This window comes from Dolichospermum planctonicum (genome assembly GCF_005402965.1).
Classification (GTDB): domain Bacteria; phylum Cyanobacteriota; class Cyanobacteriia; order Cyanobacteriales; family Nostocaceae; genus Dolichospermum; species Dolichospermum planctonicum.
This window is the reverse complement of record NZ_BJCF01000005.1, coordinates 52486-66282: the sequence shown is the minus strand read 5'-3', so window position 1 is coordinate 66282 and position 13797 is coordinate 52486. Positions and strand designations below refer to the sequence as shown.

Sequence of the window (13797 nt, the reverse complement as noted above, 5' to 3'; positions counted from 1 at the left end):
GTTTGTTTAAATCCACCTAATAATCAAATACAGCTTTTATATGCGATACACATTTTAACATGGTTTGGTAATCCGATTTTGGATTTTAGATTTTAGATTTTGGATTGATTACAGAATTTATGATCATGATTAGTCCTCAGTTTTTTCTAAATCAATAGCATCATGTTGCAACCAATGACCAAAATCTGTTATAAAGCGATCGCTTAATATTGAAGCTCGAATCTTTTGAGTAAAGCGAATCAATTCAGTGATGTTATGAATAGTCAACAAAGTATAAGCTAATATTTCCTGCGATCGCACCAAATGAGATATATAAGCACGACTGAAATTTTCACAAGTGTAACATGGGCAAGTTGTATCCAGTGGGGTAAAATCTTCACGAAACTTAGCGTTTTTGAGATTCCAACGTTCACCGTCGACAATAGCTGTACCATGTCTAGCCCATCTAGTCGGAATCACACAATCAAATAAATCTACCCCAGAAGCGATCGCAATTGCCATTTCTCGATAAGTTCCCACACCCATCAAATAACGGGGTTTATTCACAGGTAACAACGGGGCTGTAGTTTGGACAATTTGCGCCATTAAATCCGTAGGTTCACCCACACTAACACCACCAATGGCATATCCAGGCATATCCAACTGCGCCAATTCCGCAGCAGCACGGGCGCGTAAATCTAAATATACTCCCCCTTGGACAATGGGAAACAATGCCTGATCCTGGCGTTTATGGGCTGATATAGAGCGTTTTAGCCAGCGATAGGTACGGTCAGTAGCGGCTTCCACTTCCTGACGAGTAGCAGGATAGGGAGGACATTCATCAAAAGCCATGATCACATCCGCCCCCAGAATATTCTGAATTTCAATAGAGCGTTCTGGGGTTAATTTAATCATTTGCCCATCATGAGGCGAGCGAAAAGTTACACCTTCTTCCGTAATTTTCCGCATCTCGCTCAAACTAAAAACCTGAAATCCACCGGAGTCCGTGAGCATGGGACCTGGCCAACCCATAAACTTATGTAACCCACCACCACCCGCAACAATAGCCTCTCCCGGCTGGAGATGTAAATGATAGGTATTAGCCAAAACCATTTGCGCTCCCGTTGCGGCCAATTGGGCAGGGGTAATAGTTTTCACATTAGCTAATGTTCCCACAGGCATAAACCTGGGCGTTTCTACTGGTCCGTGGGGAGTAGAAAATATTCCGGCTCTGGCTTTAGTCTGGCTACAGGTAGCGAGACATTCAAAAGAAAAATTGGCACTCAAGACAAAAATACGGTTTCGCTAAATTTATCCACCAACTTAACATTTTCTCGACTACTTGATGCAGTTTGTGGGGTTTTTGTCAATAAAATCAAATTGAGAAGCCACGTCTGGTCATCTGTGATAAATTATCTGTCTGGGAGTAATTGATGATCAGAACATTTATAAAACTTAATACTCATCAATAATTCAAGTGTTTTGGCTAAGATATTACGCTGGTGGCAACAGCAATTCTTAAATTTAGTTGCGGCTGTCATTTTCTATACCGCTATTCCCCTACCTAATGTGCAAAATTTAAACTTCCAAAAGGTTGCTTGTTTCGCGCCAGTAATTGGGTTAATGATTGGTGGTATTTTAGGTGGGTTAGATGTAGGTATGAATTATTTGGGTATTCCCATGCTAACCCGTAATGCTTTGGTAGTGGGTGCATGGATAGCAATTACCGGAGGATTACATTTAGATGGAGCAATGGATACAGCGGATGGTTTAGCAGTGGGTGATCCTCAACGACGGTTACAGGTCATGATGGATAGTGCTACCGGTGCATTTGGGGCAATTTCCGCTATAATGATTATTATTTTGAAAATAACTGCTTTAACAGATATAGCTGAAAACCATTATTTAGTCTTCATGGCTGCTTGTGGGTGGGGACGTTGGGGACAACAAATAGCTATTTGTCAATATCCTTATCTGAAGCCTACTGGTAAGGGTGCATTTCATAAACAAGCCATTCGTTCTTATTTTGATTTATTTCCCAGTTGGTTTTTGTTAATTGGTTTAAGTGGTGTTGTTTGGGTAATCAATCCCCATAATTTAGTTTTAGCTGTGGGGATGGTTTTATCTGGGAGTGTGATTTCTGTTGTTACCCCAGCTTGGTTTAATTATAAGTTAGGTGGACATACAGGAGATACTTATGGGGCTGTGGTGGAGTGGACTGAGGCTTTGTTTTTGTGTGTAATTACTAGTATTTAAGGGGTGAGTTGTGGCAAAAAAAGATTCTTATTCCCAATTATTAAAACAAGAGTTTATTAATTTATTTGAGACTCTGGAACTTAATGATAGACAAAAGCATTATCTAAAGTCTCGCTGGTTAGACCAGATTTTGTGGATGGAAGGACGGGCTAATGATGCCCGTCAACGCTATTATCAACTGCGATTAACAACAATTATTGGAGGTGTAATTGTTCCCATATTAATAAGTTTAAATATTAATAATAAAGCCCTAGATTCATATCTGAAAGGTTTTACAATTGCCTTATCGGGAATGGTAGCTATCAGTTCCTCCGTTGAGGAGTTTTTTCATTATGGAGAACGTTGGCGACACTATCGGCGGACAACGGAAATTCTCAAAGGAGAAGGTTGGGAATTGATGGAACTCAGCGGTTCCTATGCCAGTTACAAAACCCATGAGGAGGCTTTTAAAAATTTTGCCGCGAATGTGGAAAATATCATTCAGAGTGATGTAGAAGTTTATCTCACCAAAGTCACCCAAGAAACTAAAAAGCAAAAAGAAGAAAAAAAGCCGGAAGTGTAGAAGGTTTAATTATTAGACATCTCCTAGAAAGTAGAAACGTTCCATGGAACGTCTCTACAAGGGTTCTAGAAAACGCATATTTAATTCTCGGATATGTATCTTCATTAATGTCTTAATCACTTTGTTAATTGCTGTCTCAATAGCTTCGCTAATTCTGACATTGGTTGTGATAGATCAAATAATAACAGATTACTTTGCCCTGCCACCTCTGCGACCTTTTCCCGTGCTTCAGACTCTGGATGGTTTCTGGCAAAAGCAATTTCATCTGCAAGCCGACCGCTACCAGCAATTACAACTATTGTCCGACCAACTTTTAAATTTTGCATCACATCTACTAAAGCAATCTCCCCCCCATTGATTAGTAATGTTACTGATGGTGCTTCCTTAGCAAGTAAACTTGCTATTCTGGCCTGCCAAGGGGACTCATCACCCCAATTAAAACCAGGAACTAAGACAAAATGAGTATGGTGAGGTTCTAAGGCTTCTGTATTGGAAGATGTGGGGACTGCATTAGGTAATGTTACTGTCCCCACTGCTGCGACACCAATTAAAGAAAATGTCCCATTGATATCCCTACGAGCCTGACCCATCATTTTCATTACACCAGCATTAGTACCGCCGTCAACAACATCGGCATTCAACTCTTCAACTAGGGGAGCTATGATTTCTACAAACAACAGGCTCAGACGGGCTAGGTCAGCTTCACTCACCTTGCTTGCACCACCTACTAATACTAGCAAAGGACGGGAACCTTGAAAGCCGAGGTCATGGAGGGCAGTGGGCAAATTTACAAAGTCATCAACTTGAACCGCGTCTGCTGTTTGTCCGCTTGGGAAGGAAAGACTGAAAAACTTTTTCATAAATAAATTGAATTAAAAAAACTGGCTCTACCGTTCCCTTTATGTAAAATAATATTTATTGTAGCTTGGGTTGAGGGACGAAACCCAACACCCCTTGCTATCCTACCCCTAATGTTGGGTTTGGTCTTCGTTCTACCCAACCTACAAAAATTAAATTCATATTCTTCTCCATAAGGGGAGCGGTAGAACCAAAAAACTTTACTTTACTTTTGAGTACCAATGCCGTTGCATAAATTTCTATCACTTTTGCTAACTGTAAGATTATTTTGTAAATAGTTTCGTATCCAATCGCAATTACGACCCATTAAAGAGTCTAAATTTAGATTCCAGAAATCTCGATTCCACAGTTTGATTGTCTGGTCACCACTACCAGAAGCCAAAGTCCTGCCGTCTGGGCTAAAACTGACGCTCAAGACAGTATCAGTATGCCCAGAGAGGGTGCGAATTTCCTTACCTGTGTCTAGATTCCACAGTTTGATTGTCTTGTCATCACTACCAGAAGCTAAAGTCTTGCCGTCCGGGCTAAAACTGACGCTGTAGACCCAATTACTATGCCCAGAGAGGGTGCGAATTTCCTTACCTGTGTCTAGATTCCACAGTTTAATTGTCTGGTCACCACTACCAGAAGCTAAAGTCTTGCCGTCCGGGCTAAAACTGACGCTCCAGACCCAATTACTATGCCCAGTGAGGGTGCGAATTTCCTTACCTGTGTCTAGATTCCACAGTTTGATTGTCTTGTCATCACTACCAGAAGCTAAAGTCTTGCCGTCCGGGCTAAAACTGACGCTGTAGACAGAATTACTATGCCCAGTGAGGGTGCGAATTTCCTTACCTGTGTCTAGATTCCACAGTTTGATTGTCTTGTCCTGACTACCAGAAGCCAAAGTCTTGCCGTCCGGGCTAAAACTGACGCTGTAGACAGAATTACTATGCCCAGAGAGGGTGCGAATTTCCTTACCTGTGTCTAGATTCCACAGTTTGATTGTCTTGTGATCACTACCAGAAGCCAAAGTCCTGCCGTCCGGGCTAAAACTGACGCTTCTGACCCAATTACTATGCCCAGAGAGGGTGCGAATTTCCTTACCTGTGTCTAGATTCCACAGTTTGATTGTCTTGTCATAACTACCAGCAGCCAAAGTCCTGCCGTCCAGGCTAAAACTGACGCTTCTGACCCAATTACTATGCCCAGAGAGGGTGCGAATTTCCTTACCTGTGTCTAGATTCCACAGTTTGATTGTCTGGTCATCACTACCAGAAGCCAAAGTCCTGCCGTCTGGGCTAAAACTGACGCTGATGACAGAATTACTATGCCCAGAGAGGGTGCGAATTTCCTTACCTGTGTCTAGATTCCACAGTTTGATTGTCTGGTCACCACTACCAGCAGCCAAAGTCCTGCCGTCCGGGCTAAAACTGACGCTGTAGACCCAATTACTATGCCCAGAGAGGGTGCGAATTTCCTTACCTGTGTCTAGATTCCACAGTTTAATTGTCTGGTCATCACTACCAGAAGCTAAAGTCTTGCCGTCCGGGCTAAAACTGACGCTGTAGACAGTATCAGTATGCCCAGAGAGGGTGCGAATTTCCTTACCTGTGTCTAGATTCCACAGTTTGATTGTCTGGTCATCACTACCAGAAGCCAAAGTCTTACCGTCCGGGCTAACACTGACGCTCCAGACAGTACCACTATGCCCTACCAAGCGATTCTTTTCACTTGTATCACTAAGAGGTGCTTGTAAGGCATTCATCACCACTAAGTTGAATAATTTCTGGGTTCTCAGGATTATTCCTGCTTTAATTGCTTGGATAGAAGCATCGAATTTCTGATTATTATTAAATAAAGATAAAGAAGATCTACCAAGAGATTCGGCTTGATTAAGTTGTGCTTGCTTTAATTGTTTTTTGGCTTCCTGTTCACTTTTTTTAGCTTTATCGCTGGCTATGACAGCATTTTGTTTTTCTTTATTGGCGATAGTTGCCTGTTTTTTGGCTTCCCGTTCACTTTTTTGAGCTTTATCGCTGGCTATGACAGCATTTTGTTTTTCTTTATTGGCGATAGTTGTCTGTTTTTTGGCTTCCTGTTCACTTTTTTGAGCTTTATCGCTGGCTATGACAGCATTTTGTTTTTCTTTATTGGCGATAGTTGTCTGTTTTTTGGCTTCCTGCTCACTTTTTTGAGCTTTATCGCTGGCTATGACAGCATTTTGTTTTTCTTTATTGGCGATAGTTGCCTGTTTTTTGGCTTCCCGTTCACTTTTTTTAGCTTTTTGCTCACTTGTTTGAGCTTGATTTTTAGCTTTTTCAGCTTCCCGTTTTTGTAAGAAAGCAAAGCCAGTTGTGCCAATTGCTGCCACCAATAAAACAACAGCACCCATAAGCAGCGACCTCAAAACCAATAACTGACGCTGATTTTGTTTCTTTTGTGTTTCTATCGCTTCTCGACTTTTATCAATCAACTCCTTCTGTAAAGCTGTCCTAGCCGGCTTTTTATTCTCTGTTTCTGCTGTCTTTAACCATGCTTCCGCAACAGCAAACTCACTCCCTCGTAACAACAAATCCACATTTTTGCCCTTTTCATCCCATTCCAAAGCCCGTTGTGACCATTTCGTATGACTTCTGACATGATCTCTATCTGTATCCAGCGTCCTCACTAACTCATTAAAATTGGCAAAAAATTCCCCTCCATGCTGATTAAAATCGAGCCATTGCACATTTGCTAAAGCCGCAGGGAGTTTTTGTTTATCATCATTTGATAAAGGGCGATGTAGTACAGTAATAAAACGTTTACCCAAATTTTTGGCATATTCCACCTCACCAGCACAATAGGGAGAGTTTACCGATTTAGGTGAAATAATAAATAAAAAGTTATCGGAATTGGCAATTCCTCGATTTATTTCCTGCTGAAAATCAGTCCCTGTAGCAATACTTTCTTGGTCAAACCAAGTCGTTTTTCCTAATTCTTGTAAAGCGTCATTGATTTTCCGCGCTAAATCTGAATCGGTACGAGAATAGGAGATAAAAACTTCTAAAGAAGATGCTTCTGATTGATTGAAACTGGTAGTAATAAACTCCTCTTGTAAAGGTAAGGGAGGATAATCTTCTCGCTGTTTTGCTACCTTTAACCAAGCTGCAAAATGTTGGAGGTTATAACCCCGCAATAATAAACTAGGGTTTTGATTTTGTTTTTGCCATTTCCGGGCTTTGACCAACAGGATTTTATGTTTTTCATAATAGGAAGATTCTTTCTTTAATTCTTGTAATAATTTATCTGTACTGAAACGATATTCTGCTTCGTTTTCTGATTGAGTAAAATCAATAAACTGTAATTTCTTTAACTCTAGGGGAATTAATTTAAAATCAGGTTCTGCAACCAATAAAGGAATAATCCGTTTATTATTTGCTAAAGCTTGATTTAATTCCTGTTGACAATATTCCGATTGTAAGGAATCCAATGATATTAAATAGACAAAGTTATCTGCTCCTTCAATTCCTTGATTAATTGCCTTTTCAAATCCAGTTCCGGTTTTAATATCAGTCTTGTTTGTCCAAACAGTAATACTTTCACGCATTAATGTTTTTCTAATTTTCTCCTTAATTACCTCGTCTTTATCTGCGGCTGCTAGAAAAACTTGACTTAGTAAATTATGAGAATTTTTTATACTTTCACAAATAAATTCACAATGTAAATCTGTAGGTAGACAAGGCTGTTGTTCTTTAGTAAATCTCTGTTTTAACCACTTTTCCGCTTTTCCTCTTTCTTCCCCGACCAAAAAATAATTGGTTTGTTGCTGATTTCTCGACCATTCTAAAGCTTGCACTAAAAAATTGGTATGTTGTTCTACATAATCTTGATGTTTATTAATTGCAGTCAATAAACCGTTAAAATAGTTAGAAAAATCATCAAGATTATCTGCAAACCGAATCCAATTAATTTTACTAATTATTGAGTGCATATTCGGATAAATAGAATGCAGCCCTTTTTGTTGGTCTTCTTGCCAATGTTCTTCAGTTTTATTCGGGTTTCTTTGTTGCCATATTTCCTGGCTAATTTGCTCAACGTGAAGTAAAGGAATAATTCGTTTATTTAGTTTAATAGCCAGTTCAATCTCCTTGAGACAATAGGGAGAATTAACTGAGTGAGGAGCAATAATAAATAAGAAATTATGGGCTTTTTCTATGCCATCATCAATTTGTTTTTGATAATCCACTGCTGGGGGAATATCGTCTTGATCAAACCAGACATTTAAACCCGCTGCTGTCAATTTTTCATTAAGATTTATAGCAAAGGCTTTACTATCAGGACGGCCATAGGAAATAAAAGCATCATAAAAATTCATTTTTTGCCCCTTTTCATTCAGATAATCTATATATAGTCATCCTGAGTAGGTTGTAATGAAGTTATTATAAATGCTTTTTAAACTACTGTCAACGAATCAAACCCCACATCTAACCCAGGTCTACTTCACAGGTTGCAGTTTTGTCACTTTGAGTTTAAACTTCCCTACCCCAGTTTCCCCAAAAGAACGAACCCGGACAATATAAGTCCCCGTTTCTGTAATGCGGGTAAATAACACAGAGTTACTCGTACCCTCAGGACCATCATCATTTTCTAAAACCGTCGTACCATTGGGAGCTAATAGTGTAATAATAGTGTCGAAATTTTCCGATGATAAATCAACCGCTAAATTATCACCTTTGTTTAATTTGACCGCATAATCACGAGCAAATCCTCCCTGTCCTGTGGGAATATCTTTGTTTGACAAAGTATCAGAAATTTCTGTAAAATCAGTTAAAGGAATGGGACTATATAATTTATTTTGTGTATTTTGTGCGGAAACTGTTTTGCTGCCAATCCCTATTATTAGTAATGTGATAGGAATAATTAAAATTTGTCTAAAACCAACTACAAAATTCTTTTTCATAAATTAAAATACTTTCCCCATAAATACAGGGTAACTAATCTAATATAGCTTTATTTTTTTTCTTTGTTTGTTGTGGCCACAGCAGCTACACCTAAAACTTTAATTTGATGTATTTCCAGTGTTTTCACAGCAGCTTTCACAGTAGCACCAGTAGTATAAATATCATCCACTAATAATATTGGTATATTGGGAGGACGACGCAAATCTTTACCAATGACAAAAGCATTTGCTAAGTTTTCTTGTCTTTGAACTGCGGATAAGCTAAATTGTGCTTCAGTTTCCTTAATGCGTTCTAAACCATTGACTTTCAATTTGTATCCTGTGACATGACAAAAACCTTCAGCTATTAATGCAGCTTGATTAAAACCTCTTTGTTTTTGTTTTTTCGGGTGCATAGGAATAGGAACAACTAAAAGCTGTTTTTGGGGTTGTGGTGAATTTAATAACCATGATTCTCCTAACCATTTTCCCAAAAGATAACCAATTTGAGGCTGATTTTTATATTTTAATGCAGCGATCGCTCTTTTGACACCACCACCATAATTTCCCCAAACAAATATTGGTAATGGTTGTTTCCATAAATAAGCGGGATTTTGTTGATGACAACTTTGAACTTGTCTGGTACAATATGGACAAAGTTCCCTGGCTGTAGAACGTTGACACAGGGGACAATCAGATTGGAGAAAAAGATTTAGTAAATTTTGGAATATGTTCATCATAGATATTTTACATAAACTAGATCACATCTAGTAGTTTCTACTCCTGTTGTTGGTAAATAACCATTACTTTCATAAAGTTTAACAGCTTCTGTTAAAATACTAGCAGTTTCAATCCAAATTTGCTCAAAACCACCCGCAGATATTACCGTTTCCAATTGTTGTAATAAAAACTTTCCTAATCCTAAACCGCGTACTTTTGGTAAAAGGTACATTTTTCTGATTTCTACCGCTTTTTCGCCGCGATTTATGGGATAATAGGCAGCAGTCCCGACAATTTGATATTCCTGTTCAATTACCCAAAATTCCCCACCTGTTTTTAAATAATATTCTTGAATATTTAATACATCTTTATCTGCTGCTTCCGGTTGCCAAGGTAAACCATATTCTGATAATACAGAACTAATGACTTGGGAGGCTAAGGTGCGATCGCTCTCTTGCCAATTACGAATGATAAAATCTTGGTATTGATACATAAATTTAGTTTATAAAGTTGTATTTTAATTTAGGAAACTTTTATAGTATTCTGAATAATTAGGATCTTTATCTTTGTTAGGATCATCACAAAGTCCAAATTTAGGCTGATTTGTCTGACTCTGACAATTAGTATCAAAAAAATTTATACTCATATTTGTTCCTCAATTTCCAGTAAATTATCAAAAAGGTTATTAGTCTCTGCTAAGAAAGAATTGAGATAATTTTCATCAGTAGGTAATCCTTCATAAGTAGAAAGTTTGATAATTTCCCCTGTCTCTGTTAATTCATATACAACTGAATCTTCATCAGATACACAAGATACTTGAGGAACAATATTTTCTAGTTGTTCTTTTAGTAAATTGCTGTTTGGTAAATCTAGAATTTTCTGTAAAACCTGATATCCTTTGATTGCTAATGTCAGATAATTAATAATATAAGGACTGTGGGTAGTAAGAATTAGTGTATTACCTTCTGTAAGGTTAGCAAATTCTAATAATTTATATAAAACGTCTTTTTGCGATTTGGGAAACAGATTTTGTTCTATTTCTTCAACAATATTTAAAAAACATTCATTTTTGTATTTAGAAGATAATACTTCCAAAGCAGCCTTTTTAAGTTCTTCAGAAAGATTATCATTGGATAGAATTCTTTCAATTTCTATTTTTAATCTTTGTTGTTCTTCTCCACTAAGTTCATTTTGGGAAGAATCTTTATTTTGACCAATAGATAACGCAATATTTCTAGAAACTAAAAACAAAGGAATAAAAGACTGAAACCCACTTGAAGATTCGGAAATATTTAATTTATAATCACTTCCTATAATATTTAAAGTATTATTTTTTTGATCAAATTCCAACTTTATATCACCCACTGGTAAAGTCAAACTTTCTGATAATTCCTGTTGTGAACGCTCTAATTCCTCAAAAAAAGTAGATAATGATTGAGGTAATCCTTTTACTTTTTCAGCTTCCTTCACAACACTAAAAAAGTTTCTTTCTGCTGGTACATACATAATTTTAGGTACAATATATTCTTTATATCCTTTGTGAATATTATTACCAATACACATAATATTGAACAATGATGATGTCATAGGATCAATGTTTAATTTTCCATCTTCAAAAGAAAAATAAAAAGCATTTCCTACATATTTAATTTCAGTTTCTGGCAAGAAATAATTCTTCAAGTTATGATAATTACAATATGTTTTAACAAACCTATTATAGTTTGTTACATATTTTATTTCTAAATTTCTACGATACAACTGTTTTTCTAACCAACTTAATGTTGATATTAACTTAGCAATGCTACTTTTTCCTGTTCCTTGATTACCGATAAAAACAGTAATTTTGCGAATATCTATAAATCCATTATTTTCTGCAAAACCCGACTTAATTGGTCCGAAATTTTTAACTTTTATTTGACTCATATATTATCTTTTATTATCTTTATTTGCTGTATTTACTGCGTTTTATTTTTCTAGCACAAATATTATAATTCAAACTCTGATTAACAATAATTTATTTTTCATAATAAAAACGCCCTCCTTGCGGAGAGCGTTTTTTATTTAACTAGACTCTAGTTATTAACCGTTGATTGCAGGAGCAGTTAAAGCAACAGGAGCAACATCAGCAGCAGCCAAATCTAGAGGGAAGTTGTGAGCATTGCGCTCGTGCATTACTTCCATACCTAAGTTAGCGCGGTTGATTACGTCAGCCCATGTAGAAATTACACGACCTTGAGAATCAATGATGGATTGGTTGAAGTTAAATCCGTTCAAGTTGAACGCCATTGTGCTTACACCTAAAGCTGTAAACCAGATACCAACTACTGGCCAAGCAGCTAAGAAGAAGTGTAAAGAACGGCTGTTGTTGAAGGAAGCGTATTGGAAAATCAAGCGACCGAAGTAACCGTGTGCTGCAACGATGTTATAGGTTTCTTCTTCTTGACCGAATTTATAACCGTAGTTTTGTGATTCGTTCTCGGTTGTTTCTTTAACCAAGGAAGATGTCACCAAAGAACCGTGCATTGCAGAGAACAAAGAACCACCGAATACACCAGCTACACCTAACATATGGAAGGGGTGCATCAAGATATTGTGTTCTGCTTGGAACACAATCATGAAGTTGAATGTACCGGAAATACCTAAAGGCATACCGTCAGAGAATGAACCTTGACCGATGGGGTAAATCAAGAAGACTGCGGTAGCTGCTGCTACAGGAGCAGAGAAAGCTAGGCAAATCCAAGGACGCATTCCCAAGCGGTAAGAAAGTTCCCATTCACGACCGAGGTAGCAGAATACGCCGATCAAGAAGTGGAATACTACTAACTGGTAAGGACCACCGTTATACAACCACTCATCTAAAGAAGCTGCTTCCCAAATTGGGTAGAAGTGTAAACCTATAGCGTTAGAAGAAGGAACTACTGCACCGGAAATAATGTTATTTCCGTATAGTAAAGAACCTGCAACTGGCTCACGGATACCGTCAATGTCAACGGGAGGTGCTGCAATGAAAGCGATAGTAAAGCAAGCGATCGCACTCAAGAGAGTAGGGATCATTAATACTCCGAACCAACCGATGTATAGGCGGTTATCTGTGCTGGTAATCCACTCGCAAAAGCGATCCCATACGTTAGCGCTTTGGCGCTGCTGTAATGTTGTGGTCATGTGTTTATAATGGCGTTTGAGTTATGTATGTTTTGGTAGGTGTTTCTACCTCATGAATTTATATTAAGCCTTATGTTTTGATTTGTAAAGATATTTAAAGTAAGTATTAGTTATGAAAATCATTAGTTTTTCTGATATGATGGAATTTACAGCAGCTATTGTCATAATTGGGCGGGCAGGATGCCCACCCCACAGGAGTTCTAGACTATTTCAGAAGTTTTCCTAATATCATGGGATTTATAGAAGCTATTGTGATAATTGGGCGGGCAGGATGCCCACCCCACAGGAATTATGGACTATTTTGGATGTAAAAATCAACCAGGAGGCCAAGACATAGAACGACCGCCTAGTATATGTATATGCAAATGATGGACTGTTTGACCGCCATCAACACCGGTATTCATAACTACTCGATAACCGTTTTCTAGTCCGGCTTGTGCTGCAACCTTTTGCACTATTAATAGAAGATGTCCCAAGAGAGCTTGATCTTCAGGTTCAGCGGTGGCCAGGTTAACTATGGGTTTTTTGGGGATAACAAGGATGTGAACTGGTGCTTGGGGGTTAACATCTGTAAAGGCCAGGGCTAAATCGTCTTCATAAACAATATGCGCGGGAATTTCTTTACGAATGATTTTACTGAAAATCGTTTCTGTGTTCTGACTCATGCAGTTTTACTTACTCATCTGCTCAAGATTTTAAGCGATGGTTAGAACAGACGATTAAAAGTTAAGTTGTTATTTAATTAGTGCATCTATCTATAGCTCTATGTCCAGACCTGACCAAACGCTTAATTAGCCTCGCACCCAACAATTGGGTAAAAGAGGAATTAAGACCAAGCGATATTGAAAAAAATTATTTTTCTCATATTTAGAATATCCTAACTAACATTTATACAATTTCGCGGCATAATATCATCTAAACGCAGTTGCGGCGAAGGTAAAAGAGTTGATTTAATAAACTCTCCTAAAGGTTCATGGTGTAGCACAGTTTCATCTAATACTAGAATATCAGGTCATCGGGCTGTGGCTGTTTCTGCAAAAGGACAGATTAGACAGGTGCGCGGCATAAACTAGGGAAGTTCAGCATGAGTAATAGCAATACCCAGTTTAGTTGCCAGGTTACCACCAACGGCTTCATCTAGTCCAGTTGGTTCGATTTCAATCACTTTTCCCTCTGCAAGTTCATAGCGGGGTTTGTTACCGTATTGAAAGACAAATTCTGCACAGGTTAATAATTTTGTTAATGCTTGAACCATAAGCCACCTGCATCTTTAGCTGCTATTGTTATGTTAACAATCTTATTAAGTGATTTCACCCATTGTTAATTTACCTAAAAATCTGCTTTGATATGGATAAAGTTT

The 13797-nt window shown here is 38.0% G+C and carries 12 protein-coding genes; 2 read left to right on the top strand and 10 right to left on the bottom strand.

Annotated elements, in window-relative coordinates; genetic code table 11:
- Positions 1 to 129: 129 nt before the first annotated feature.
- Complete coding sequence (gene tgt, locus FFO06_RS03785) at positions 130 to 1266, bottom strand: tRNA guanosine(34) transglycosylase Tgt (protein WP_137906826.1); 1137 nt, start codon at positions 1264 to 1266, stop codon at positions 130 to 132.
- A gap of 195 nt (positions 1267 to 1461) precedes the next feature.
- Between tgt and cobS the strand changes: the two genes are divergently transcribed.
- Together cobS and FFO06_RS03775 are read left to right on the top strand one after the other, a co-directional pair.
- The gene (gene cobS / locus FFO06_RS03780) at positions 1462 to 2235 is read left to right on the top strand and encodes an adenosylcobinamide-GDP ribazoletransferase (protein ID WP_137906825.1); all 774 of its coding nucleotides are present in this window, start codon (positions 1462 to 1464) and stop codon (positions 2233 to 2235) included.
- Positions 2236 to 2245: 10 nt separating this feature from the next.
- Positions 2246 to 2797 (top strand): DUF4231 domain-containing protein, encoded by a 552-nt coding sequence (locus FFO06_RS03775; protein WP_137906824.1) that lies wholly within the window; start codon positions 2246 to 2248, stop codon positions 2795 to 2797.
- A 116-nt stretch (positions 2798 to 2913) separates the two neighbouring features.
- On the opposite strand, the gene FFO06_RS03770 is transcribed toward FFO06_RS03775, so the two are convergent.
- The 9 genes from FFO06_RS03770 to FFO06_RS21840 form a co-directional block, all read right to left on the bottom strand.
- The gene (locus tag FFO06_RS03770; protein WP_137906823.1) at positions 2914 to 3657 is read right to left on the bottom strand and encodes a TRP family putative cation channel; all 744 of its coding nucleotides are present in this window, start codon (positions 3655 to 3657) and stop codon (positions 2914 to 2916) included.
- 203 nt (positions 3658 to 3860) lie between these two features.
- Positions 3861 to 7991 (bottom strand): TIR domain-containing protein, encoded by a 4131-nt coding sequence (locus tag FFO06_RS03765; protein WP_137906822.1) that lies wholly within the window; start codon positions 7989 to 7991, stop codon positions 3861 to 3863.
- A gap of 120 nt (positions 7992 to 8111) precedes the next feature.
- Positions 8112 to 8576: a PPC domain-containing protein gene (locus FFO06_RS03760; RefSeq protein WP_137906821.1), complete on the bottom strand. Its 465-nt coding sequence runs from the start codon at positions 8574 to 8576 to the stop codon at positions 8112 to 8114.
- 50 nt (positions 8577 to 8626) lie between these two features.
- The gene (locus tag FFO06_RS03755) at positions 8627 to 9295 is read right to left on the bottom strand and encodes a ComF family protein (RefSeq protein WP_137906820.1); all 669 of its coding nucleotides are present in this window, start codon (positions 9293 to 9295) and stop codon (positions 8627 to 8629) included.
- Entirely contained in the window at positions 9292 to 9768 is a 477-nt protein-coding gene (locus FFO06_RS03750; RefSeq protein ID WP_137906819.1) for a GNAT family N-acetyltransferase, read from the bottom strand. Before FFO06_RS03750 ends, FFO06_RS03755 begins: the two co-directional genes overlap by 4 nt.
- Positions 9769 to 9917: 149 nt before the next feature.
- Positions 9918 to 11198: an ATP-binding protein gene (locus tag FFO06_RS03745; RefSeq protein ID WP_137906818.1), complete on the bottom strand. Its 1281-nt coding sequence runs from the start codon at positions 11196 to 11198 to the stop codon at positions 9918 to 9920.
- A 156-nt stretch (positions 11199 to 11354) separates the two neighbouring features.
- Positions 11355 to 12437 (bottom strand): photosystem II q(b) protein, encoded by a 1083-nt coding sequence (gene psbA / locus FFO06_RS03740; RefSeq protein ID WP_137906817.1) that lies wholly within the window; start codon positions 12435 to 12437, stop codon positions 11355 to 11357.
- Positions 12438 to 12751: 314 nt separating this feature from the next.
- Positions 12752 to 13102 (bottom strand): histidine triad nucleotide-binding protein, encoded by a 351-nt coding sequence (locus FFO06_RS03735; protein ID WP_028084856.1) that lies wholly within the window; start codon positions 13100 to 13102, stop codon positions 12752 to 12754.
- Between the two features lie 404 nt (positions 13103 to 13506).
- The gene (locus tag FFO06_RS21840; RefSeq protein ID WP_236097061.1) at positions 13507 to 13692 is read right to left on the bottom strand and encodes a hypothetical protein; all 186 of its coding nucleotides are present in this window, start codon (positions 13690 to 13692) and stop codon (positions 13507 to 13509) included.
- Positions 13693 to 13797: the final 105 nt, after the last annotated feature.

Coding starts and splice junctions, on each gene's coding strand:
- FFO06_RS03760 (WP_137906821.1), bottom strand. CDS start 8,576: ATGAAAAAGAATTTTGTAGTTGGTTTTAGACAAATTTTAATTATTCCT.
- FFO06_RS03770 (WP_137906823.1), bottom strand. CDS start 3,657: ATGAAAAAGTTTTTCAGTCTTTCCTTCCCAAGCGGACAAACAGCAGAC.
- FFO06_RS03745 (WP_137906818.1), bottom strand. CDS start 11,198: ATGAGTCAAATAAAAGTTAAAAATTTCGGACCAATTAAGTCGGGTTTT.
- FFO06_RS03755 (WP_137906820.1), bottom strand. CDS start 9,295: ATGATGAACATATTCCAAAATTTACTAAATCTTTTTCTCCAATCTGAT.
- psbA (WP_137906817.1), bottom strand. CDS start 12,437: ATGACCACAACATTACAGCAGCGCCAAAGCGCTAACGTATGGGATCGC.
- FFO06_RS03735 (WP_028084856.1), bottom strand. CDS start 13,102: ATGAGTCAGAACACAGAAACGATTTTCAGTAAAATCATTCGTAAAGAA.
- FFO06_RS21840 (WP_236097061.1), bottom strand. CDS start 13,692: ATGGTTCAAGCATTAACAAAATTATTAACCTGTGCAGAATTTGTCTTT.
- FFO06_RS03765 (WP_137906822.1), bottom strand. CDS start 7,991: ATGAATTTTTATGATGCTTTTATTTCCTATGGCCGTCCTGATAGTAAA.
- FFO06_RS03750 (WP_137906819.1), bottom strand. CDS start 9,768: ATGTATCAATACCAAGATTTTATCATTCGTAATTGGCAAGAGAGCGAT.